Origin of the sequence: Furfurilactobacillus siliginis, assembly GCF_001437435.1 — a bacterium.
GTDB lineage: Bacteria > Bacillota > Bacilli > Lactobacillales > Lactobacillaceae > Furfurilactobacillus > Furfurilactobacillus siliginis.
In genome coordinates, this window is record NZ_JQCB01000008.1 from 2,993 (window position 1) to 26,953 (window position 23,961).

Below are 23,961 nucleotides of genomic sequence, written 5' to 3' on the forward strand. Positions count from 1 at the left end.
CCTATGGACATAATTAGTTATGTCCCAGGCTCAATCTTTACGAGGTATGCCCATTGATATTCAAGGCAGCTGCTGATTTCGCGTGATAGCTCAAAAGACGCCGACTGGGCAATAACGGTTGCACAAAAATAGTCGCCGTTTCAGTTTACGTTAATGTAAGCTGAAACGGCGACTATTTGAGTTGGCAGTTAACTATTACATAGAGTGAACGTTGGCCGTTGCAGTCACAGCGGCGACGAGTTTACTTGGTCGTTCACTGCACTTGTGCTTTGCCCGCATGGCGGGCAAAGCACTCCTCCAACGCCAGGTCATTAGCAACGAAGACCAGATGTAACACCGTGAACGAAGGGCTGCGAAGAATTCGCAAAGCCCGTAGTGGTAAGGTGTCACATCTGGTCGATGGTGAGCGAAGCGAACTTGCTAATGACCTGGCGCTGGAGGACACGGCCCCCGCTGGAGTTACTTAGTTGATGTTCGCTTCTTCAACCCATAAGGTAACACAACGGTTTGTTCGTTGATTGACTCGTTGTTCATCAACTTCGTCAACAGCCGCATCGAAACCGCACCAATATCATAGAGTGGTTGGGTAATTGAGCTCATCCGTGGCCGGGTCATTTCTGTAAAGCGCGTGTCATTACTTGTAATCACTTCAAAGTCTTCTGGCACACGAATACCCGCGTCAGTTAGGCCATTCAAGACACCAGCAGCCAATTCATCATCACCGACAAAAGCAGCGGTTGCTTTCACATCTTGTAACGCCTTTGCTAATTTGTATCCTGCTTTATAGGAATAATCTGTCTGGAAAACAAGCCCATCATCAAAGCCAATCCGTGCTTCACTCAATGCTTGCTTGTATCCCTTTAACCGGTAATCCCGGTTGATACTTTCATCCATTGAACCGGTCACAAAGGCAATTCGTTTGTTGCCGCGATTGATCAGGTTGCTAACTGCTTCCGTAACGGCTGCCACGTAATCAATGTTGACCGTTGGCACCTGATGCTTTGGATCAACGGAACCAGCCAAAACGATTGGGGCATGTGTCCGATCAAAGGCAGTGCGTAGTTCATCGGTAATTTGATTTCCCATGAAGATAATGCCATCGACTTGCTTAGCGCTCAAGTTGTCGATCACCTGCATTTCCTTATCATGGTTTTCATCAGAAGACGTCAAGATGATGTTGTATTTATACATCATGGCCACGTCGTCGATGCCGCGAGCTAATTCAGAAAAATATGAATTCGTTAAATCAGGAATGATAACCCCGATTGTTGTTGTTTTTTTAGAAGCCAAACCACGGGCCACCGCATTTGGACGGTAGTCGAGCTGGTCAATGACATCCAGCACCTTTTGTCTGGTTGCTGGTTTAACGTTGGGGTTGCCATTCACAACCCGTGAGACCGTCGCCATTGAAACAGCGGCTTCACGCGCAACATCATAAATCGTTACAGTCTGTTTATCCATTGTTATCCCTTTCATTGCTATTTTAATTTGTTTTCATGTGTTTTCACAATTATTCCAATATAACAAAGCCAGAAAATGAAAGCAATCATGAAACCGCTTACTAATAATATAAATCAACCATTCCTTGTGTGCAAGTCTGAAACCGCGACTGTGCTATACTAAAAGCACGTTTGTGAATGTAAATTCCAGACGAAATTTTACATAATGAGGCGATGACATGGCAGATTATACACAACTTGCCCAGGTTCAAAACTGGGTTGCCGACCAACACGTCGACGTAGCTTACTTTAGTAACTTTCAAACGGTCCAATACTTAACTGGGTTTGGTTCCGATCCGATTGAACGGGTTTTAGCTTTGTTCGTTTTTCCTGATGCAGAACCATTCCTCTTCTGCCCTGCTTTAGAAGTAGAGGCTGTCAAAGATACTGGCTGGCCATATGGGGTTTACGGCTACCTAGACCATGAAGATGCTTACGCAATGATTGCATCACAAATCAAAGCACGTAGCACGCATCCGACTAAGTGGTCCATCGAAATGGGTAACTTAACCATCGAACGCTTCAATGCAATGCACAGTCAATTTCCAGAAGCCATGTTCGACATCGATGCCACCGACTACATCGCTTCTTTACGCGTTGTGAAGACACAACACGAAATCGACTTGCTTGATGCTGCTGGTGCAGAAGCTGACTACGCATTTGAAATTGGTTTCCAAGCAGTCGCTGCCGGTGTGCCCGAGCAACGTGTTGCTGCTGAATTACAATATGCTTTGATGAAGCGTGGCGTCATGAACATGAGTTTTGACACGTTAATCCAGGCCGGCGACCATGCCGCTGAACCACATGGCGCGACTAGTGATCGTAAAATTGCTAAGAATGAATTAGTTCTCTTTGATTTAGGCACAATCCATGAAGGCTACATTTCTGACGCTTCACGGACAGTTGCCGTGGGCACCCTAACAGATAAGCAAGCTGACATTTACAAAGTTTGTTTAGAAGCACAATTAGCTGCCATGGATGCTGCTAAACCTGGCATTACCGCCGCTGAACTAGATAAGGTTGCGCGTGACATCATCACCAAAGCCGGTTATGGCGAATACTTCATTCACCGTTTGGGCCATGGGATGGGGCAATCTGAACATGAATTTCCAAGTATCATGGAAGGTAACGACATGGTTCTTAAAGAAGGCATGTGCTTCTCTATTGAACCTGGTATTTACATTCCCAATGTTGCTGGTGTCCGGATTGAAGATTGTGTACACATCACCGCTGATGGCTGTGCACCATTCACCCATACCAGCAAGGATTTAACCTACGTTGGCTAATAAGCACCACGAAAAAGGCTACCCAAATTTGGGTAGCCTTTTTCGTGTGAATCTTATTTACTTGCTAGCTGAATCAGCTGCTTCACTGGCTGCTGACTTAGGTAAGTCCTTAGCTGCACTGACTGCTGTACTAGTTGCACTAGCAGCTGTTGAAGTCGCTTCAGAAGCGCTGTCAGTAGCTGTACTGGCTGCTTCACTAACGGCTGACTTAACATCGATAACAATATCGTCGTCATCGTCCATGTCATCATCGTCATCAAAATCGTTCAATTCATCACGTAATGCTGCGGTCTCATCATCAAATGAGTCGTGTTGGCCAGCGAACCGATCACGCATTGTTGCACCACGGTCCCCCATTGAATCAGCCCAGTCACGTGCAGTTTCAGTGGCAGATTCGGAGTAGTCCTGAACAGATTCCTTCAAATCATCCAATGTATCTGCCGCATAAAAAGCATAATCAACGGCACGGTCGCGAAGTTCTTGATAGCGAACAGATGCTTCTTCACGTAACTTTTCACGTTGTTCACTGGTTAAAGACCGGTATCCTGCATATGCAGCAGCCCCACCAACTAATAATCCTACAAAAAAGCCCTTTGCCATAATTACATCCTTCTTCCTTGTTTTAATTACTTACTTGGTTGCTGCTGTTTCTTTGCTGAATGGTTGTTATACATGTGATAAGCAGACGTAGCCGCCTTAGTTGCAAAACTAAATTTGCCACCATTCTTCTTATTTGTATTCGTAACCCGATCCGTAAGATTGCGCGTTGCCATGTTTAAGTCGGACACACTTTCACCAAGGTCAGCCGCCGCTTGGAACACGGGGTCGATTGTTGCGACCTTATGATTAACGTCTCCTAGTAACTCATTGGCGTTTCCCATAATATCCTCAACCTGTTTGGATAAAACGTCTACATCGCTTGTGATGACCCCCACGCTCTTGTTGATTTCACCAAACGTCTGTGTCAACCGTAGCAAGAAGATGCCAATAAAGATTACGAGCAGTAAGAATGCAATGGCTGCAATCAATCCTGCAATTTGTCCACCTGTCATAAATATGCCTCCAACTTAAAAGTTATGCTCATTTGATACTTATGCACAGCATACCATAAACAGCAAACTGAAAAAACCGTTTTCAGTCCTGTCAAACAGCGTCTGTTGACCCTAAAGCCGTTAGTTGTTTAAACTCGTCTTCACTCAATGTGATGCTGCTAGCAGCCGTGTTACTAAAGAAATGAGATAAATTAGCAGTCCCAGGAATTGGCAAGATCACATCGGAGCGCTGCAATAACCAAGCCAGCGCAATCTGTGACGGAACCGCATGGTGTGCCTTAGCAATCTTTTGCAACGGGCCATCACTCTGTTTTGCCAACGCCCCTGTTGCTAATGGGAACCAGGGAATGAAGGCTAAATGATGTTGCTCAGCGTACTTTAAAACTACTTCATCCGTCCGTTCAATCAAGTTATAGCGATTTTGAACAGAAACAATCGGCACGATTTCCTGAGCCGCTTCAATTTCTTTAACTGATACCTGACTTAATCCAACGTGCTTAATTTTTCCTTCACGTTGCATATCAGCCAAAACGCCCAATTGATCAGCCAGTGAATAATTAGCATCAATTCGATGTAATTGCATCAGGTCAATGTAATCTAAACCTAGTGAAAACAAATTCTGTTCTATTTGCTGCCGTAGGTAAGCTGGATTGCCAAGTGGTGTCCATACATCCGGTCCTTGACGCGTAAAACCAACCTTCGTGGCAATCATTTTATGGCTACCCTGATACGCTTGCAGTGCTTGTTTTAGGTATTGGTTAGCAAATAACGGGCCATATGCATCAGCGGTATCAATGAAGTCAACGTCACTGTTTAGCACTGCCGTCATGACATCAACTGCATTCTCGGGATCTTTGCTTGGTCCCCACACGCCTGCGCCTGGTAATTGCATCGTGCCATAACCCAACCGGTTAACTGTTAAATCCTCATCAAATGTAAATGTCTTTGCTGTCACTTTGTTAAGCCTTCTTCTCGAAAGATTGTGTTAAGTCATCAACGACTTGCCCATCGCGGGTGTGAAAAGTCACGGTCACATCCCCACTATCTGCTATCGTCACAATTGCAAACGTACCACCTAGTGACTGATATTGCCCTCGCGGTTGGCTAATACTTCCGGGATTTAAAAATAAGGTGCTATCATTTTCAATGACACCTAATTCATGAGAATGCCCAAAAAAGGCAAAATCAGCCTGGACTTCACGTGCTGCTAATGCGAGTGCCGTCAGTGATTGTTTAATCTGATAACGATGTCCATGCGCTAGAAATACTTTATATTGCCCAACAGCAATTACCTGTTGGGACTTAAAACCGGTATCGAAGTCCATGTTACCGCCAACCACATGATAGGTTTGCCATAATGGATCATCAGCTGCTAATTCTGAATCGCCGCAGTGAAACCAGGCATCGATTTGCCCTGCAAACTGTTGTTTTAAATCGACCAAAATATCACGATCGCCATGACTATCGCTAACTACCAATAATTTCATTAGTCTTCACGCCACCAGATTGGAAACTGTTCGATCAGCGAATCAAGGGCACGTCCACGATGGCTGACTTCATTTTTTTCAGTTGTGTTCATCTGGGCGAATGTTTTGCCTAATTTAGCAACGTAAAATAACGGATCATAACCAAACCCATCGGCACCTTTAGCTTCACGAAGAATCGTGCCGCGAACGTCCCCACTCACAACCAGCCGTTTGCCATTTGGCTTAACGGCTACAATGGTGGTATGGAAGGTAGCAGTCCGTTCTTCATCTGGAACATTTGCCAGGGCCTGCAGTAACTTCGCATTGTTAGCGGCATCGTCATGGTTCCCTGCATAACGCGCAGAATGAATGCCAGGAGCACCGTTTAGTGCATCTACTTGTAAGCCGGAGTCATCTGCAATAATTGGTAATTCAACACTCTTTGCCAATGCATCAGCCTTAATTTGGGCGTTTTCTGCAAAGGAAGTGCCATCCTCAGGTGGAATCGTTACGCCTGGGAAATCTGCCAAGGTCAAAACCTTGATCCCAAGTGGTTCCAACCGGTTTCTGTATTCCGTTGCCTTGCCGGCATTGTTTGTTGCAACTACGATTGTGTCTGCCATGACGTACCTCCAATTTTTATTTACACGTTTATAATGCGCATCTTGAAGAAAAAATTCAATCAATCACTGCTTTGGTAACATCCATATCAGCCAATCCCAACCAGTCGGTCGCAATCGTTTTAAACATGACCGGTGAACCAGTCGTAAAGAACCGATCCTGACCAGCTTTATGTGTCGCAGCCATATGATAAAAGTCTAACAGCTGAGCCACTCCATTCACCGTCTCGGCACCAGAATCAATCAGGGTCACGTTCTTACCCATTACATTTTGAATCAATGGACGTAACAATGGATAATGTGTACAACCCATCACCAACGTATCAATACCACTATTTAATAGTGGTTGTAGTCCTTGCGCCACGATTTGTTTAGCAACTGGTGCTTCATATTCATTACTTTCAACTAGTGGTACGAATTTTGGACAAGCCAGACTCGTTACCTGCACCGCCGCATTTTGGACATGAATCGCGTCGGCATATGCATCACTACGCACAGTCCCTTCGGTTGCAATCACACCGACATGACCATTCCGACTGGCGCGAATGGCCGCCTTAGCACCAGGCTTAATCACACCAATCACCGGAATCGTTAGCTTAGCTTGCAAATCTGGTAATGCAGCAGCCGTAGCTGTATTGCACGCGATGACGATCATCTTAACGTTTTGTTGTTCCAAGAAATGGGTCATCTGCCAGGTGAATTGTTTCACCTGCTCTGCTGGTCGTGGACCATATGGCAAACGTGCTTGATCGCCGATAAAGCGAACTGTTTCATTAGGCAACTGCCGTAGGGCTTGCTTAACGACTGTCAGCCCACCAACGCCAGAATCCATAAAACCAATCGGTAAATCAGCTTGTAACCGTGTGCGATCAATTTCTACCATTTGCCACCTACTCCTTTTATGCACCAACTTCATGCACTTCTGTTATTTATTGAACCTTAAGCATGACCTACTGGCCCATTTTTTTCAAGGTAAGTGAATTATGAATAATTAATAAACTCACCGGTGATTAATGCAACTTTCTTCACGCAACGCTATAATTAAATCAGCCTATTAATTCGAGGAGTACAAAATGGATCAAGCAACGTACGCAAAGTTATTAAAACAAACCGATGTCACTGCCTTAGGGGCAAGTTTCATGCGCGATGAAGTCCTGCCGGTTATCTTAGGTAGCGACCAAGTTGCCATTTTGTACTGGATTGGCCGCCAAGTGGCTCGCAATAATCCCTTAGCCAATGAAACGAGCATCGTCCCGTTATTCAAGCAACTCAATTTCGGTGACTTACATCAAACAAAACAAACGCGCCATCAACAATTTTTCGAACTGACCGGCACGGCTGTCTTAGATCGTCTAGCTGCTTATCCAGATGCAAATTACGATTTTGAAGCCGGCTTTCTCGCACAGGAGATTGAAATTATCACCGGCGCCGCGACTGAAGGAACCGTTGATGAAATCCACAAGGATGGTGTCTCATTCATTATTCAAACAGATCCAAAGGATATTGTCGGTGACGTTGCCGCTTCGGTACCAACGCTGACGGTTAGACCACAAGATTAGATGTCATCCACATAGATAACCCGCAGTTGATTGCCGCACGCAAAGCGATGATCACTGCGGGTTACTTACTTAAAGAGGACTTATTCATGCCAACCAAAAAGCAACTACACACACGTAACTTAATCATCCAAACAATGTACGGGCTCCTGCAACACAAACCGTTTAGTGCGATTACCACTGCTGACATTTGTTCTGCAGCTGCCATTCACCACACGACCTTTTATCGTTATTTTACTGATAAATACGCTTTGTTAGGTGCCACCTTGACGGATACGTGCGCACCAATCATCACACTAATGACACAGGGAATGACTTTTTTAGATGCACTCCTGCAGTTGATTGATCAAAATCGGACCGTGATGTTAAACATTACCGCACACAATCAGCGCAATGACGTCTACTACGACCTTGTTCAGATTTTTGCCCAGCAGTTAACATTAGCTGCGACCACTGAGATAACCATGACCGATCCCCTTTTAGTTAAACTACAAGCCGCAGATAACTTAGATTACGCCGCTCATGCCGTTGCTGGAATGATCGTTGGCGTTTTAATCGGTTGGGCGGATGGTTCCCGGTCAGCCGAACCAAACGATTTACAGACGCTCTTCTCAGAGCGGTTCCTGCAGCTCTTGTAACAATGACTTGCATATTTTGCACATAAATTACTGTTTTGTCTCTAACAATTCAGAATGATGGCCACTATACTTTTGGCATTCACTCATATCACTTTGTTAAGCGAGGTTAACAGTATGCAAACTGCAATTGTCACTGGCATCTCTTCCGGTATCGGTAAGGAAACCGCAAAATTGCTACAGGAACATGCAATTCAAGTCTTTGGGCTCGCACGTAAGGCCACCGCCACCACTGACTTAGCTGCCCTAGGCGTTCAGCTCATCGACGTAGATCTAAATGACACAAACCAAATTAAAAAGGCAATGACACAAATCACTGCACAAACATCACGCATTGATCTGTTAGTCAACATCGCGGGTATGTCGGTCAACGGTCCCACGGAAACACTCCCTTTAGCTGCACTGACAACTGAATATCAGGTCAACGTCTTCGGGCCACTGCAACTCATTCAGCGGGTACTCCCCACAATGCGTGCGCAACACGCAGGAACAATCATTAATGTCACCTCAAGTGCAGCCCATGCCATTCAGCCCTTTATGGGCGCTTATGCTAGCTCAAAAAGTGCTTTACTAACACTCACTAATTCACTGCGCATTGAAGCAGCCCCTTTCGGCATCAATGTCGTCAATATCGAACCCGGAGCCATCAAAACGCCAATGTTAGCTGCCCCACCTGAATACGTTAAACGATCCAAGGATACCGTTTACGCCGCAGCAGCCACCGCATATGACAAGAATACGACTGCCTTTTTAAATCGCATTGCCATTACACCACAAAAAGTTGCTGCCTTGATTCTAAAAATCAGCACGCTACGTAAACCCAAACCGACCTTCCGAATTGGCACACCTGCAACACTAATGATGCTAATGGAACGGTTTTTATCCATTAAATTAATCACTCGTTTAGTCATCCGCACCACCCGTGTTAAATAATCAAAAAAAACCGTCGATTTCTAAACTTACTGTCATCGTAAGTTTAGAAATCGACGTTTTTTTTTGATGCTTTATTTGAATGTACGACTCTAATTTCCAAGCCTACTTGTTTTCGTTCCACTTTGGCTGTGCTAAATTCTGATCCGTTGGTGCCAACTGTTGCCAATCATTCGAATAGAAATTGTTGTTGATGTGATAGTTTGTGGACCCCTTCTTAGTTGCTAAGAAAGGTTTCACTTTTTTATCCATTGCCAACCAGCCGCGCCAGCCTAAATGAATCGTGTCTTGCATGAAGTATGGTTGCCCACCATCATGACTCAAATCATCAATATTGTTAAAGCCTTGGCTCGTTAATTGTTGCTTAATCTTAGCATTGGTCTGATCCACCATATTCATGTCCAAGCCGGTGTATTTCGCCCACTTTTCGTTGATTGGTGGTAAGACGAACAACACATCAGTATGCGTCTTGGCAAACTGACTCAAGACCAGTTGAAAATCACTGTATTCAGGTGACTTACGGTAGTCAAATGTTTTTTGCTCGCCCTTCAAATCAGCCACATGTCCCTTTAATCGCGTATTGTAAAAACCATTATCAATACCCAAATTATTGTTCGTGGTGTGTTCTTTCCCAAGCTTTGTCGCGGTCTTATCTAACGCGGCATAGCTTTGTGAATCAGGCAATTGTTTAGCTGCCTTTTCCACTTTATTCACGTTGTGTCCCAACTGATAGTCAGAGAACAGCTGATCCTCATGCGACAGAATCAACGCCCGTACTGATAATTCCAGACGGTTGTAATTCGATAGTGCCTGCCCCTTGGCTACTTTTCGTAACATCGCAGCAATTGCATGATCTGAATGTCCTGAAGGCATCATCAACAACCGTTTAGCTGCATACCGGTTCATTTTGGTATCTTGAACCTGTTGTAACCAGTCAACGGTTTGCAGACGTGAATAATAAAACGAAAACGCGTCTTTGCGTGTCCCCTGTGCCACAAACCACTGTGGCGAAATGATAAATACCGCTTTACGATGTTTCATTTGCGTACTAATCGTTTGCATCGTGTAATACTGCGTCAACGACTGTGTACCACGCGACCCCAGTAAAAATGGCCGGTAGTTACGATCATATCGCTCTGCTAACACAGATGGATGCATTGGATCCATCCGCGCTAATTCACTGGAACCAAAGAATGGCACATAGTCACCAGCCAGCGCTTGTTTCTTAATTTGCCGACCTTTAAACACTTGCGGTGCTAAAGAAACCGCCGCTTTACGTTCAACTGACTTTGAATTACTGGCAAAATTAATTGGTGACAGTAATAGCGCCACAAGGATAACAAAGGCCGCAATTACTGGCCCAATAATCAGCCAGAGTCGTTTTGAGGCGCTCATATTATCCAACAAGTCCTTCCACTTTGGCGACGATCTTGTTTGGTGTGTCCCATTCAGTCCGTTCAAATTCAGAAACTGGTACGGTCACATTCAATTGGCTCTGTAATTCTAACAATAATTGAACAGAACCCATTGAGTCTAATAAACCTGCATCGAACAAGTTCGTGTCCATTGCGTCGTTCACATCGTTACCCGTTAAGTCGTTCAAAATTTCGATAACCGTTTCTTTAACATCCATGATAAAAATCTCCTTTAGTAGTTGAGTTATGGTTTAACAAACCACAATGTATTGAGGAACCCTGAGAATAACAAGAAACTCAGACAAACAAAGTTAAACGTAATAAAAATGGCAAATGCTTCTGTGAACTTATTATGAGGAATTGATTTGCGGTGTTTCTTCTTAAAGCGCAGCCACCAGTCGTTAACGACTAACCCCAGCCCATGTAACAAGCCGTAAGCGATGTAATACCAGGTAACCCCATGCCAGAATCCCATGATCAGCATATTCAAAATGTAGGCAATGTTGCTGACGGTGACGCGACTCTTAAAGAGTTTGGTCTTCATCATGGCAAACACCAACCGCATGAACACGAAGTCACGGAACCAGAAGGACAAGCTCATGTGCCAACGGTTCCAGAATTCCTTTAAGTTAGGTGACAGGAATGGCTTATTAAAGTTGACTGGCGTTTCAATTCCCATTAAGTAAGAAATTGCCACGGCAAACAGTGAGTACCCAGCAAAGTCAAAGAAGAGATACATCGACCAACTGTACATGTACCCAACAAGTGGCCAAGAAAGACCATCGCCGCCATAGTGCAGCGTCAGGGCAGAAAGTCTTGGAACTAGCATCGTGCCGAAGAAGTACGCCATCACAAACTTATAAAAGAATCCTAAAAAGATGTAATGAACGGCCTTTTCAATCATTCCCACATACTTATCTCGATCTGGCACTGTTTCATAATCGGCTAACCAACGCCGGTAACGATCAATGGGGCCAGATGAAATGGTTGGCATGAACAATAGAAATTCCAGGAATAATAACGGATGAAACTCCTTAATGATGCCATCCCGCATTTCCATGATCATCCCCACCGTTCTAAACGTGAGGTAACTGATGCCTAAAAATCCAAAAATGGATGTATGCCCAGCCGCAACAGCAGGCGTGATTTTAACAAATGTTAGCGGTAAGGCGCTAAGGACGACCGCCGCATAAAAGACCCAACGGTTATTGGCCCTGTTGCGATAGGCCATGTACCCACCGACCATGATCCATTCCCACAGAACATAGCCAATCAACGCAATCCCCTGTTCCAGCTTAGGTCCATCAAACATTAAGAAGATGAAGACTAAGGAAACAAGGCTTTGATACCACCGCCACCGGTGCCCACGGTACAAACCAATCATCAATGGAATCAGACCAATCAGCAGATAAATGAAATACTGCGGATTCCCATATGGTTCTAAGTTAATCATGCTGGGTTCACCTCAGCAATAATTGATTTGATGTCAACCTTACCATTTGCCGTTAATGGCAATGATTCCTGATAAACAAACCGGTTAGGCACCATGTAGTCCATCATGACATCTTTTAATTCCTGCTTGATGGCTGTTGTCCGCTGCAAATCATTTGCAAATTCATCGGTGGCAACTGGTACGACATAGGCCCACATCTGATTCACCTTATGGTTCGCATCATACTTAGGAACAGCAACCGCCTGTTTGATCCATTGGTTCGCATCAAGGTAGTGGTTAACTTCTTCCAACTCAATCCGGTAACCATGTAACTTGATTTGGAAATCAATCCGGCCAAGATAATGTAGCATACCGTCAGCATCTAATGACCCTAGGTCCCCTGAATGATAGGCGGCTTTGCCGTCTTCAGTAAAGAAGGCTGTGGCTGTTTTCTCAGGATTGTTTAGGTAGCCTTTAGAAACACTTGGTCCACTAATGATAATTTCACCACTTTGACCAGCTGGTAACGTGTTGCCATCTTCATCAACCACTTTGATGTCGGTATCAGCCTTAGTATAACCAATCGGCAAACGTCCCTTTTCAATCAAAGCATCGGTAATTTCAACACCGGTAACTGCCACCGTAGCTTCAGTTGGCCCATAAGTGTTAAAGATACGTGCATGGGGGAATCGTTCCCGTAAATTTTTAGCGGTTGAAACTGTTAATTCTTCACCACAAAACAAGAAGTGGCTCAAGTCTGGTAAGTGTGCCTCGTCAAACGTTGGTTCCAGCAGGCAAATGTCCGCAAAGGACGGCGTTGAAACGAACACATTTAAATTCATTTTTGGTAATGTTTCAAATAACTGTTTGAAGTCATCGGTAATTTTCTTTGGTAATGCCGTTAATGTGCCACCGAGGGCCAAGGTTGGTGCCCAATCCATCACTGATAAATCAAACGAATATGGTGGTTGTGCTAATGTCACAGGCTGTTCACCAAGTTTAAAGTCATCGCTAAGCATCCAGTTAACGTAACTAAGCAAGTTAGTGTGACTGATCTGCACCCCTTTTGGTTTGCCAGTAGTCCCTGATGTGAAGATGATGTAGTAATTATCATCCCCACTAACCGGATGCGTCAGCTTGTAATCTGCCGTGGTATTCTCCAGTAATGCAGTCAATTCTTTACCTTCAATCACCGGCTGTTCACCAACCGTCAATGGTAAATCATCAATGGCGATGACTGCGGCAGGATTCGCAATTTCATTGATCATCGTCAAACGGTCATTTGGCGAATGTGTGTCCACCGGAATGTAGGCATGTCCTGCTTTAACAGCACCCAAAAAACTTGCCATCATGGCAAACTGCTGTCCACCAAAGATCATCACTGGTGCGCCAGCTGGCAGCTTCAAATCGTCCAATGCTTGCGCAATTGCATCTGATGCATGCTTGAGCTGTGCATAGGTGTATGTTTCACCCAGGTAGTTGTATACGACCGCGTCAGGCGTCTTCACTGCCCAACTATCGATTGTTGTAATCATGTTATCGATCATCGTTAATTCTTCCTCTCAGGTTGTCCTAGAATTCGTTGTAGATAAACTTACTTTGGTTGATGCCAGAGTATCCATACAAATACATCAACAATAGTAGAACAACAAAATAAAATACGGTGCGTAGGATAAACGTGACCCATGGCTGTGATAGCCACAGTCTAAACTTTGCCATACTTAACTGCCTCCACTTTTATACCAATATAACCAGTATAGTGATTTTTTGACCTGAAATGGGTAAAAAAAGTCTTAAACCTGATGCTCATCGGTCATATTACATTGTTAAGGATACCAGAAAATCAAAAAAAGACCCATCAACTGTCTCGTCGATGAGTCTCTCATGCAGCAACTAAGCTGTATATTGTGCTAACGTGCGTTCGATTTGTTCCTTAGAGTGGTAACCCACTAAGGTATCAACCACGGCGCCGTCCTTCTTAACGATCAATGTGGGAATCCCCATGATCCCAAACTTTGAAGGTGTGTCAGGATTTTCATCCACATCCATCTTCGTAAAGGCCACTTTGTCACCTAATTCGTCAGCAAGTTGCTCAACGACTGGTGATTGCATTTTACATGGACCACACCACGTTGCCCAAAAATCAGTTACAGAAACACCAGTATTGGTGTCTTGTTCAAATGTCTTATCTGTCGTTACATCTACTGCCATGATTAAGCCTCCAATCACTAATTTTTAGTACGTAACAATAGTCTACTCTTTTTTGTCAGTCGTGCAATTGATTTGCTTAACCGAGTTTAACGACCGTTGCGCCGTCCCCACCTGCATTTGCCGGTGAGAAACCAAAACTCTTCACACGTGGGTTTGATTGCAAGTATTCCGTGACCCCTTGCCGCAATGCACCAGTCCCTTTACCATGCACGATGGTCACTTCATTCAAGTTGGCTAGTAACGCAGAGTCGATGAAGCGATCCACTTCGCCCATGGCAACATCATAACGGTGACCCCGCAGATCTAACTGGGCCTGCGCACGTGCACCAATATTACTGTGCACAACAGCTTTACTTGCACGCTGCTGTTTTTCCGTTTCGGTCGGTGCCGTTGATTTCTCTAAATCAGCATCGTCCACACGCATCTTCAAGGCTCCCATTTGAACTTCCCATTCATGCGTGCCCGTTTGTCGATTCAGCGTTCCATGTTGTCCATAAGACTTCACAACAACGGCATCCCCTGGGTGGAAATCATGCTTCTTTCGTTCACGAGCCAAAACCTTATTTTTCGCCAGTGACGGATTCTGCCGTAGGGCATTCAAGCGCCCTTGTGCATCAATCAATTCATTTTCGCGGACACCACTGCCTTGCTTAACTTCCAGTTGACGCAAATGGTGAATGATCTTGTCAGATTCTTTCTTAGCTTCCGCCACAATGTGATTGGCTTCTTGCTTAGCCACGTCTAATTGATGCGCTTTTTGTTCTTGATAGCGCTCAAATTGATTGTTTAAGTCATCGTGTAACCGTTCTGCATCAGCCAGTTGTTCAGCTAAAGCAGCAGCCTCATCGGTTGCTTGTTTATGTCGCGTGACCAAATCACCAATCATTGCATTCAAATCTTGACTATCCTGACTCGTCAGCTCCCGTGCAGCTGCAATAATATCAGCACGTAATCCTAACCGCTGCGAAATTTCCAAGGCGTTTGAACGTCCTGGAATTCCTAGCAACAATCGATAGGTTGGCTGCAGTGTTTCACCATCAAACTCCATGCTGGCATTAGTCGTACGGGCACGATCGTAACCATACGCCTTCAATTCTGGATAGTGGGTTGTGGCAACCACATCGGCGCCTAACGTGCCAAACGCGTCCAGGATGGCAATGGCTAAAGCTGCCCCTTCCTTAGGATCCGTCCCGGCACCAAGTTCATCAACCAGTACCAAACTCTTGTCCGTCGCCTGGTCTAAAATGCTGATCAAGTTATCCATGTGCGAACTAAACGTACTTAACGACTGCTCAATTGACTGTTCATCACCGATGTCAGCGAAGATATTGTCAAAGATCGCGACGCTACTACCTTCGAATGCAGGGATGAATAAACCAGACTGTGCCATCAGCTGGGTCAATCCCAAAGTCTTTAACGTAATCGTTTTACCACCTGTGTTCGGTCCAGTAATAATGATTGCATCATAGGCGTCGCCCAACGTAATGTCGTTTGCGACCGCTGTTTTAGGATCCAGTAAGGGGTGTCTTGCCTGCCGTAAATTAATCAGGCCAGCTTCGCTCAACAGCGGTTCGGTAGCATTAATTAATTTGGCGTACCGGGCCTTTGCATTCACAAAGTCCAAATGCCCGAGGACCCCTGCGTTTGCTAAGATTTCTTCGCGATGTGGTGCCAGTAATGCTGAGAGCTCCTGTAAAATTCGCGCCTCTTCGTTACGTTCCTGTACCTGGCTTTGTCGCAGCCGGTTGTTTAAATCAACGACATCCTTTGGCTCTACGTACAAAGTTTGCCCAGATTGACTTTCATCATGTACCACCCCGCCAAAGCGGCTCCGATATTCCGTTTTAACTGGTACAACATACCGGTCGTTACGCATGGTGATAATCGGTTCGCTCAAATACCGAGCTTGATTCCCCTTCAGATAGTTTTGCATCCGTGAGCGAATCAGATCCTCGGTTCCTTTGATGCGCCGCCGAATTTCAGCTAAGTCTTCGCTAGCTGCATCTGCAACGCGACCGTCTGGTTCAATAGCTGTGCTAATTTTCTTCGTTAAGTCTGGCAACGTAATGATTTGATCTGCCACATCATCTAAATGACGCAGCTCAACACCATCTTCTACTAATTGTTTGAAAAAGGTTCGTGTCGCCGTAGCTGTCTGCAAAACCCGCCCAACAGCTGCTAATTCTGTTCCGTTTAAGGAAGCATCAATGGCTAGCCGCTTCATATGTGGTGTCACATCTGCTAATTCTGGCAGTGGAATACCACCCTTTAGCCGCAAAACATCGGCACCATCTTTCGTTTCATCAATCTGACATTGGATTGTTTCGGCATCCGTCGCAGGCTGTAAAGCTGCCAGTTCCTGCCGTCCGCCAGGTGAAATCAACATTCCCGTCAACTGATTCTTAACTTTATCAAATTCAAGGGTTACTAACCCACGTTCATTCATCAATTTCTTCAGTCCTTTATTATCGTGTCAACCACCATTGAAAAATCTGTTCAGACAACAATGGGGTCTGATGTAAAATCCATTGGCTCACCGGTGAGTGTAACACTTGTTCATGCAACCATGGCGCAGGCCAAACTGCTGCAACGGCTAGCGCAAAAAAGATCAGTACATACATGACTAATCCTGCAATGCCAGCACCTGCTAATGCGTTAACGCCATGCACCACCGGTAGTTTTGTAAACAAATTAAGCGAGCGTGTAAACCAGTGTAACAAGATGATGCCCACAATCATGAGCACCCAAAATGTGATCCCGGATACCCAAAAGTGGTTCACTTGGTTAGCCAATAAATCAGTATTCGCACTGGTCTGATGGTTTGCCGGTAAAAAACGACCAATCATGGGTGCCACGTTAGGTGTAATTATTTTTACGAGAATCAATACCACCAGATAGCCCACCGTGTGCATAAACTCCACGACAAAACCACGATGCCAGCCACGGCCTAATGCCGTTAGTAGTAAAAAGATAATTATTAACGATAAAATCACTTACGTTCACGTCCTCATCTTATTCATAGCGCATAAACGGGTGACAATGGGACTACGCCCCACCATCACCCGTTTTCACAGACTCTTTCGACTAAGCTAAGTTACTGTCATCATCAAGGAATGTATTTAACATTTCCTCAACCATGTCCCATTCAGCATCGTCTTCGATTGGTGATAACTCGCCTTCTGTTGAGCCATCTACCTCTGGATCAAAAGCATATGCTTGAATGTCAACTTCTTCGTCATCCGCAGCACTTGCTGGGTAAAGTAAGATGTATGACTTACCATAATCGTCTGATTTGAACGTAAACAAAACGTTGTATAACGTTTCGTTGCCGTTGTCGTCGATCAAGGTGATTTGTTGATCGTCGTCTTCTTCGTTGTTGCGTTTTGTTTCAGCCATGTGGAAACCTCTTTCTAGTTTTAAGTATGTGCGTCAGTTGACGACTTATTTAGTCAGCTTACCATGCGCGTCAAGGTAGTTTTGTAAAATCAGTGCCGCTGCCAACTTATCGATGACCTTCTTACGTTTTTTACGGGAAACGTCAGCTTGCTCAACGAGCATCCGATCAGCCTCCACGGTGGTAAGTCGTTCATCAATGAAATCAATGGGTAGCCCAAACCGTTCAGTCAACATGTCACCATAGCGTTGAGCTGCTTCTGCACGCGGCCCAATGGTATTGTTCATGTTCTTCGGCAAGCCAAGCACAAAGCCACCAACGCTATGTTCCTTCGCTAGTTCACCAATGCGGTCTAAGCCAAACACGCCTTCGTCTTCATTGATGCGTACAATTTCAACACCTTGAGCCGTCCAACCAAAAGCATCACTAACAGCAACGCCAACGGTACGCGACCCAACATCTAATCCCATTAATTTCATTTAGTTGTGTGGTCCTCATTCAGATAAGCACGTACAAGTTCTTCGATAATCTCGTCACGTTCATGCTTCCGAATTAAATTCCGAGCATCGCGTGCGCGTGGAATGTACGCTGGATCACCTGATAACAAGTAACCCACAATCTGATTGATGGGGTTGTATCCTTTCTCTTCTAGTGCGGCGTAAACCGTCGTCAACGTGTCATGCACGTCTTTTTGCTGTTGATTATTAAAGTCAAAGAACATGGTTTTATCTGTTGCACTCATACGTATCCCCTCCATGATCAGCCAACCAACGTGTGATCGTTCACGACTCTGTCAATGAACGTTTTATTAAAAAATTGACACACTCTAATTAATGACTATTTTACTGAATCCGCCGCCAAATAACAATTATCAAAGACGTTGTAACCAGAATGTCAAATAAGCGACGTTTGATCCGCGAAAATTTGCGTTTTTTGGTGCTTCATTCAAAAAAAGGATTTAGCAATCTACAAGTGACCGCTAAATCCTTTCATTATTTCAAATCATATCCGGCTGCTTACTTTTCTGCTAGCCATGCTTTAGCTTGCTTCAAAGCATCGTCAATTCCGGCAGGATTCTTCCCACCAGCTTGTGCCATGTCAGGACGTCCGCCCCCGCCACCATTGATGGCTGGTGCGATTGCTTTAATTAAGTCGCCAGCTTTGCGACCTGCCTTGACCTGTTCAGGCGCCATGGCAACCAATAAATTAGCTTTACCATCGACTGCCGTTGCTAAGACCAATACATCGGACGCATTGCTTTGCTTCCAATCATCAGCTAACTGCCGTAAGTTGCCCATACCAGCAACCTTCACAGCTTCAGCAATCACTTTCATACCGTTGATTTCTTCAACGTTAGTGAATGCATCAGCTGCTTGTTGCGCAGCAATTTTAGCTTGTAGCGCCTGTTGCTCATTTTCAAGCCGTTTAACATCAGCCTGTAAGGCTTCAATCTTGTGTGGCACTTCTTTAACTTGCGGTGCTTTCACTAACGCAGCAGTTTGTGTCAGTAAATGCTCTTCATTGTTCAAGAAGTTAAAGGCATCCCCCGCTGTTACAGCTTCAATCCGCCGTACACCAGCACCAACACCGGTCTCAGAAACAATCTTGAATAGACCAATTTCGTTTGTGTTCTTAACGTGGTCTCCACCACAGAATTCAGTGTTGAAATCACCAACAGACACGACCCGCACTAGCTTGCCATATTTTTCGGAGAACATGGCGATAGCACCCATCTTCTTAGCAGATTCAATGTCTGTTTCCACAGTCGTGACCGGAATTTCGGCAAAAATTTGATCGTTAACCATCTGCTCAACCTTCTTCAGGTCGTCAGCAGTGACTTGACCAAAGTGAGTGAAGTCGAACCGCAAGTAGTTTGGTTCAACTAATGAACCAGCTTGCGCAGTGTGTTCGCCTAAGACATTACGTAATGATTGGTCTAGCAAATGCGTCGCAGTATGATTCTTTTCAACTTTGCTATGGCGTGCAGCATCTACTTGTAGCGTGTACGCTGCATTTTTCTTCAACGTGCCAGTGACTTTAACAGTGTGCAAGTTTTGACCATTTGGCGCATGGATCACATCGGTCACTTCTGCCACCGTGTTCCCGTTGGCATCTACCACACGACCAGTGTCAGCCACTTGACCACCCATTTCTGCATAGAATGGCGTTTGATCAAAGATAACTTCCGCGCTGTGGTCCGCTTCTTTGGCCTCGTCAACCAATTTTTCGTTAACGATGATGTCTAATAATTTAGCACCTGTCACCGTCAAATCAGTGTAACCAACATACGTACTAGCAGACTTAATGTCCGTTAATAAAGCACGTTGTACGCCCATTGATTTAGCAGATGACCGCGCACTACGAGCACGTTCACGTTGCTTTTCCATTTCAGCTTTGAAGCCGTCTTGGTCAACTGCTAAGCCTTCATCGCTGGCATATTCTGTTGTCAACTCAACTGGGAAGCCGTACGTATCGAATAACTTAAAGGCATCAGCACCGGCCAACGCATCTTTGCCGGCCGCCTTCGTTGCTGCAATCGTGTCATTCAGAAGTGATAAACCAGTGTCCAAAGTGACATTAAACCGGTCTTCTTCAGAGTGGATCACACCAGCGATGTAATCGGATTGTTCAACAACTTCAGGATAATGACTCTTCATAATTTCGCCAACAACGGGTACCAGTTTGTACAGGAAGGCTTCGTTAATTCCCAGCTTCTTCCCATTCAAAATTGCACGCCGAATCAACCGACGAATAACGTATCCACGACCTTCATTTGAAGGCAATGCACCATCCCCGATGGCAAACGTAACGGCCCGTACATGGTCAGCGATGATTTTAAAGGAAATGTCATCGACATCGTTTTCGTTATACGTTTTGCCAGCAGAGAATTGTTCTGTCATACGAATAATTGGCAAGAATAAGTCTGTCTCAAAGTTCGTTTTTGCATGTTGGAAAACAGATACAACACGTTCTAAGCCCATTCCCGTATCAATGTTCTTGTGAGGAAGTGGTTCATAAGTGCCTTCTGGCGTGTGGTTGAATTGTGAGAACACGATGTTCCAGATTTCCAGGTAACGTTCGTTTTCCCCACCAGGATAGTTTTCAGAATCATCTTCAGGCACGTTGTTCATGGCTTGACCACGGTCATAGAAGATTTCTGAATCAGGGCCTGAAGGGCCTTGACCAATATCCCAGAAGTTGTCGTCTGCTTCAACAATGTGATCAGCTGCCACACCAGCGTCCAACCATTCTTTCTTAGCATCAGTATCTTCAGGATAAACCGTGATGTATAGCTTCTCAGGATCGAAAGCAAACCAGTCGGCACCTGTCAGTAATTCCCAAGCCCAGTGAACGGCTTCAGTCTTAAAGTAATCCCCCACTGAGAAATTTCCTAACATTTCAAATAATGTGTGGTGCCGTGCAGTCCGCCCAACATTTTCAATATCGTTTGTCCGAATACTCTTTTGTGAACTGGTCATCCGTGGATTCTCGGGGACAACAGAGCCATCAAAGTATTTCTTCATCGTGGCAACCCCAGAGTTAATCCACAATAATGTTGGATCCTCAACGGGTACTAATGATGCACTTGGCATAATCTTATGCCCATGTTGTTCAAAAAAGTCGAGGTACATCTGGCGTACTTGACCGCTGGTTAATTCTTTCATGATTTTCCTTTCAGCACTTGTTTTTGAAAACAAAAAAACACCGCTGCTTGCAAAGACGGCAACTAGCCGCGGTACCACTTTGCTTGCAACGATGTTCATCGTTAACCTCTCACTCATAACGCTGAGGCGCGTGTTTTTATTAAACAAATGTCTGTTGAATTTTTAAACAAGGGAGCGCGTTTGTGCGAAGCTCATTCTTTCCACCAACCAGAATGTCGCTAAAAACTTCGCTACAACCGTATGTCCTTGACTGTTTTTTAGTATAGCATTCAAAAATCAGTTGTCAATTATGACAGAGAACGAACAGACGCTGCACAGGATTCGGGCTGCATTGCACGTTTTCGCTACATAACAGTAGCCCTTTAGCCTCGCCATATACCAGCCCATAACACCCACATCCGCATCTGACCCCTACAAAAAAAGCAGCTAACGTCACTCTCCAAAGAGAGTCGCTGGGCTGCTTTCAAATCACCTACTACCGTTCACGGTTCGAACGTTTTTGCTCCCCTTGCCGCCGGTTTTGTTTCCGTTGGTTACGAGCTGCTTCACGTAATTCAACACGCTTATCTTGTTGCGCCTTACGTTTAATAGCAGTTTTGATTTGGTGTTTATAACCTGGTTTAATCTTCTTTTTCTTTTTCTTGACCATGCCGACCAAGGTTGGATCTAATTTTTCATGCGTTGCTGTCCGCTTCGTCCGCCGATTACGATCATAAGAGTCCACGATTTCGCCACGCTTGACTTCTTTTGGCGCAAACTTTACGCCAAGCTTTTCAATATCTGCGACCTGATCCTCTTCACCGGGGCGATACAAGGTAATCGCAATCCCTGACATTCCGTTACGACCAGTACGGCCAACCCGGTGAATAAAGAAGTCGAGGTCACTGGGAATATCATCATTGATAACATGTGACACACCCTTGATGTCAATCCCACGAGCTGCCAAATCAGTGGCAACAACGTATTGATATTCAAGGTTTTGAACTTGCTTCATGATACGTTTCCGTTCCCGTGAAGGAACGTCACCAGAAATCATAGCAACCTTTAGACCACGGCCCTTTAAGTACTTGGTTAGTTCTGCAGTCCGTTGCTTTGTGTTACAGAACACCAAAACCAGATATGGTTCACCCATGGTTAGTAATTCATAGATTAACTCATTTTTCTGCTTACCCTTGGTTGAAACCAACCAGTTATCAATCGTTGGACTAATAATTGAGGTAACCGGAATTTCTTCAATAACTGGATTTGTTAAATACTTACGTAAAAACGGTTGTAATTTCTGCGGAATCGTTGCTGAAAAGACCATCATTTGTAGGTCTTTTGGCAACGCACCAGCAATATGATCGACATCGTTTAAGAAACCCATGTCGAGCGTCATATCAGCTTCATCGACAACAAACTGATGCGCTGTGTGCAAAGCCAAATCATGTTCGTCCATGAAATCACGTAATCGCCCAGGCGTTCCAATCACGATTTGTGGTTGATGCTTGCCTAATTGACGTTCCTGACGTGAACGATCAGTGCCACCGACGTAATTAGCAATTTGGATTTTTTCTTTAAAATGAGTTGCTAATTGTTTGGCATCTTCATAAATCTGATTTGCTAATTCTCGTGAAGGTGTTGCGATGATTGTCTGGACTTCATCTACTTCAGGTTTTAACTGGTTAAAAATTGGTAGTAAAAACGCATGTGTTTTACCACTCCCAGTCTGTGATTGTCCGATCACAGACCGATTCGCCATGATTACAGGAATTAACTTTGCCTGCACCGGTGTTGGCGTCACAAAGTTAATGTCCTTTAAAGCCGCCATTAACTCTGGTCGTAAATTTAGATCTGTAAATGCTTCTGTCATGTTGTCTCCTTATTTGGCAGCAGTCAGTGTCTCTAATTCCTTAATCATTGAGGCAACTTCTGCAGCGTCGGCAGCCTTTGCACCACTGGCAAGTGGATGTCCGCCGCCGTTATGCTGACGGGCTAGCCCATTGATTACTGGTCCCTTTGAGCGTAGTCGAACACGATAGCTATGATCGTCTTGTTCCTCAAAAATGGCCCAGGTCTTGACTGTATCAATTTTCCCTGGCATTGGTACTAAGCTTGCGGTGCCAGCTTCGCCGAGTTCATACGATTTAATCGTGTCAGCGCTTAAAATAACATGGGCGGCGCCTGCATCAGTAATCGTTAAGTTTTCGTATAAGTAAGCACTTAACCGTGCGACAGCAACTGGCATTTCATCTTCCATTTGGTTGATAGCAACCGCATCAATACCAGTTTCCATTAGCTGGGCAGTCACCCGCAGCGTGTGTGGCGTCGTATCTGAGTACAAGAAGCGTCCCGTATCACCAACAATTCCGGCATATAATGTCCGTGCTGCTGATTCATTAATGGCTAACGCAAAGCGATTTGCAAAATCCACAATCATTTCAGAGGTGCTAGACGCCTCATCGTTGACCCATTGCAGGTCACCATATGGTTCGTCATCTGGATGATGATCAATTTTAATCACTTCAGGACCACGTCGCCACCGCTGGTCATCCACCCGTGGTTCGTTGGCCGTATCCAACGTTAAAATAAGCGCATCATCAAATAAATCATCATCAATATCATCCATTGTCGCCAACCAGGCCAAACCTGGCACCTGCTTACCGACGATATAAATTTGCTTCATCGGAAAAGCCTGTCGCAAAATTTCTGCAAACCCAGCCTGTGACCCAACAGCATCTGGATCAGGTCGTTGGTGTCGGTGAATAATAATCACTGAATTACGTTTAATGTCATCAAAGATTGCTTGTTGCACATCCAT

General features: G+C 44.8%; 25 protein-coding genes. 4 read left to right on the top strand and 21 right to left on the bottom strand.

Annotation, left to right across the window (positions count from 1 at the left end; all coding sequences use genetic code 11):
- Nucleotides 1-459 precede the first annotated feature (459 nt).
- Nucleotides 460-1,461 carry a catabolite control protein A gene (gene ccpA, locus IV55_RS06570; RefSeq protein WP_057810563.1) on the bottom strand — a complete coding sequence of 334 codons (1,002 nt, stop codon included), beginning with the start codon at nucleotides 1,459-1,461 and terminating at the stop codon, nucleotides 460-462.
- 217 nt (nucleotides 1,462-1,678) lie between these two features.
- On the opposite strand from ccpA, the gene IV55_RS06575 reads away from it, so the two are divergent.
- Nucleotides 1,679-2,785 (top strand): M24 family metallopeptidase, encoded by a 1,107-nt coding sequence (locus IV55_RS06575; RefSeq protein WP_057810565.1) that lies wholly within the window; start codon nucleotides 1,679-1,681, stop codon nucleotides 2,783-2,785.
- Between the two features lie 57 nt (nucleotides 2,786-2,842).
- Here the strand turns inward: IV55_RS06575 and IV55_RS06580 are convergent, their stop codons facing one another.
- From IV55_RS06580 to racE, 6 genes are all read right to left on the bottom strand, one after another.
- On the bottom strand, nucleotides 2,843-3,385 hold the full coding sequence (locus IV55_RS06580; RefSeq protein ID WP_057810567.1) for a YtxH domain-containing protein: 543 nt from the start codon (nucleotides 3,383-3,385) through the stop codon (nucleotides 2,843-2,845).
- A gap of 26 nt (nucleotides 3,386-3,411) precedes the next feature.
- A complete protein-coding gene (locus tag IV55_RS06585) occupies nucleotides 3,412-3,837 on the bottom strand; it encodes a DUF948 domain-containing protein (RefSeq protein WP_057810569.1) in 426 nt (141 codons plus the stop codon).
- A 91-nt stretch (nucleotides 3,838-3,928) separates the two neighbouring features.
- Nucleotides 3,929-4,792, bottom strand: coding sequence for an aldo/keto reductase (locus IV55_RS06590; RefSeq protein WP_057810572.1), 864 nt, complete (start codon nucleotides 4,790-4,792; stop codon nucleotides 3,929-3,931).
- 4 nt (nucleotides 4,793-4,796) lie between these two features.
- Complete coding sequence (locus IV55_RS06595; protein ID WP_057810573.1) at nucleotides 4,797-5,324, bottom strand: metallophosphoesterase; 528 nt, start codon at nucleotides 5,322-5,324, stop codon at nucleotides 4,797-4,799.
- Nucleotides 5,324-5,926 carry an XTP/dITP diphosphatase gene (locus IV55_RS06600; protein ID WP_057810575.1) on the bottom strand — a complete coding sequence of 201 codons (603 nt, stop codon included), beginning with the start codon at nucleotides 5,924-5,926 and terminating at the stop codon, nucleotides 5,324-5,326. Before IV55_RS06600 ends, IV55_RS06595 begins: the two co-directional genes overlap by 1 nt.
- Nucleotides 5,927-5,981: 55 nt before the next feature.
- Nucleotides 5,982-6,806, bottom strand: coding sequence for a glutamate racemase (racE, locus tag IV55_RS06605; RefSeq protein ID WP_057810576.1), 825 nt, complete (start codon nucleotides 6,804-6,806; stop codon nucleotides 5,982-5,984).
- Between the two features lie 190 nt (nucleotides 6,807-6,996).
- Between racE and IV55_RS06610 the strand changes: the two genes are divergently transcribed.
- The 3 genes from IV55_RS06610 (at nucleotide 6,997) to IV55_RS06620 (ending at nucleotide 9,047) form a co-directional block, all read left to right on the top strand.
- Nucleotides 6,997-7,482, top strand: coding sequence for a DUF2507 domain-containing protein (locus tag IV55_RS06610; protein ID WP_057810577.1), 486 nt, complete (start codon nucleotides 6,997-6,999; stop codon nucleotides 7,480-7,482).
- An 86-nt stretch (nucleotides 7,483-7,568) separates the two neighbouring features.
- The gene (locus IV55_RS06615) at nucleotides 7,569-8,117 is read left to right on the top strand and encodes a TetR/AcrR family transcriptional regulator (RefSeq protein ID WP_057810578.1); all 549 of its coding nucleotides are present in this window, start codon (nucleotides 7,569-7,571) and stop codon (nucleotides 8,115-8,117) included.
- A 114-nt stretch (nucleotides 8,118-8,231) separates the two neighbouring features.
- Complete coding sequence (locus IV55_RS06620; protein WP_057810579.1) at nucleotides 8,232-9,047, top strand: SDR family NAD(P)-dependent oxidoreductase; 816 nt, start codon at nucleotides 8,232-8,234, stop codon at nucleotides 9,045-9,047.
- Nucleotides 9,048-9,149: 102 nt separating this feature from the next.
- On the opposite strand, the gene dltD is transcribed toward IV55_RS06620, so the two are convergent.
- From dltD to IV55_RS06690, 14 genes are all read right to left on the bottom strand, one after another.
- On the bottom strand, nucleotides 9,150-10,439 hold the full coding sequence (gene dltD / locus IV55_RS06625) for a D-alanyl-lipoteichoic acid biosynthesis protein DltD (protein ID WP_057810580.1): 1,290 nt from the start codon (nucleotides 10,437-10,439) through the stop codon (nucleotides 9,150-9,152).
- A 1-nt stretch (nucleotide 10,440) separates the two neighbouring features.
- Nucleotides 10,441-10,677, bottom strand: coding sequence for a D-alanine--poly(phosphoribitol) ligase subunit DltC (gene dltC / locus IV55_RS06630; RefSeq protein ID WP_057810581.1), 237 nt, complete (start codon nucleotides 10,675-10,677; stop codon nucleotides 10,441-10,443).
- A 26-nt stretch (nucleotides 10,678-10,703) separates the two neighbouring features.
- The gene (dltB, locus tag IV55_RS06635; RefSeq protein WP_057810584.1) at nucleotides 10,704-11,912 is read right to left on the bottom strand and encodes a D-alanyl-lipoteichoic acid biosynthesis protein DltB; all 1,209 of its coding nucleotides are present in this window, start codon (nucleotides 11,910-11,912) and stop codon (nucleotides 10,704-10,706) included.
- Nucleotides 11,909-13,438 carry a D-alanine--poly(phosphoribitol) ligase subunit DltA gene (dltA, locus tag IV55_RS06640; protein ID WP_057810586.1) on the bottom strand — a complete coding sequence of 510 codons (1,530 nt, stop codon included), beginning with the start codon at nucleotides 13,436-13,438 and terminating at the stop codon, nucleotides 11,909-11,911. Before dltA ends, dltB begins: the two co-directional genes overlap by 4 nt.
- A gap of 25 nt (nucleotides 13,439-13,463) precedes the next feature.
- Nucleotides 13,464-13,610 (bottom strand): teichoic acid D-Ala incorporation-associated protein DltX, encoded by a 147-nt coding sequence (locus tag IV55_RS06645; protein WP_057810587.1) that lies wholly within the window; start codon nucleotides 13,608-13,610, stop codon nucleotides 13,464-13,466.
- Between the two features lie 174 nt (nucleotides 13,611-13,784).
- Nucleotides 13,785-14,102, bottom strand: coding sequence for a thioredoxin (trxA, locus tag IV55_RS06650; RefSeq protein ID WP_057810589.1), 318 nt, complete (start codon nucleotides 14,100-14,102; stop codon nucleotides 13,785-13,787).
- Nucleotides 14,103-14,178: 76 nt separating this feature from the next.
- Nucleotides 14,179-16,548, bottom strand: coding sequence for an endonuclease MutS2 (locus IV55_RS06655; protein ID WP_057810591.1), 2,370 nt, complete (start codon nucleotides 16,546-16,548; stop codon nucleotides 14,179-14,181).
- Between the two features lie 19 nt (nucleotides 16,549-16,567).
- Nucleotides 16,568-17,095, bottom strand: a complete 528-nt coding sequence (locus IV55_RS06660) for a CvpA family protein (protein ID WP_057810593.1) — start codon at nucleotides 17,093-17,095, stop codon at nucleotides 16,568-16,570.
- Nucleotides 17,096-17,186: 91 nt separating this feature from the next.
- The gene (locus IV55_RS06665) at nucleotides 17,187-17,498 is read right to left on the bottom strand and encodes a DUF1292 domain-containing protein (RefSeq protein ID WP_057810595.1); all 312 of its coding nucleotides are present in this window, start codon (nucleotides 17,496-17,498) and stop codon (nucleotides 17,187-17,189) included.
- Between the two features lie 45 nt (nucleotides 17,499-17,543).
- Nucleotides 17,544-17,975 (bottom strand): Holliday junction resolvase RuvX, encoded by a 432-nt coding sequence (gene ruvX, locus IV55_RS06670; protein WP_057810597.1) that lies wholly within the window; start codon nucleotides 17,973-17,975, stop codon nucleotides 17,544-17,546.
- Nucleotides 17,972-18,238 (bottom strand): IreB family regulatory phosphoprotein, encoded by a 267-nt coding sequence (locus IV55_RS06675; protein WP_057810598.1) that lies wholly within the window; start codon nucleotides 18,236-18,238, stop codon nucleotides 17,972-17,974. The genes ruvX and IV55_RS06675 overlap by 4 nt, the downstream gene beginning before the upstream one ends.
- 274 nt (nucleotides 18,239-18,512) lie before the next feature.
- Nucleotides 18,513-21,161 carry an alanine--tRNA ligase gene (gene alaS, locus IV55_RS06680; protein ID WP_057810767.1) on the bottom strand — a complete coding sequence of 883 codons (2,649 nt, stop codon included), beginning with the start codon at nucleotides 21,159-21,161 and terminating at the stop codon, nucleotides 18,513-18,515.
- A 475-nt stretch (nucleotides 21,162-21,636) separates the two neighbouring features.
- Entirely contained in the window at nucleotides 21,637-23,013 is a 1,377-nt protein-coding gene (locus tag IV55_RS06685; protein WP_057810600.1) for a DEAD/DEAH box helicase, read from the bottom strand.
- A 9-nt stretch (nucleotides 23,014-23,022) separates the two neighbouring features.
- The gene (locus IV55_RS06690; RefSeq protein WP_057810602.1) at nucleotides 23,023-23,961 is read right to left on the bottom strand and encodes a DHH family phosphoesterase; all 939 of its coding nucleotides are present in this window, start codon (nucleotides 23,959-23,961) and stop codon (nucleotides 23,023-23,025) included.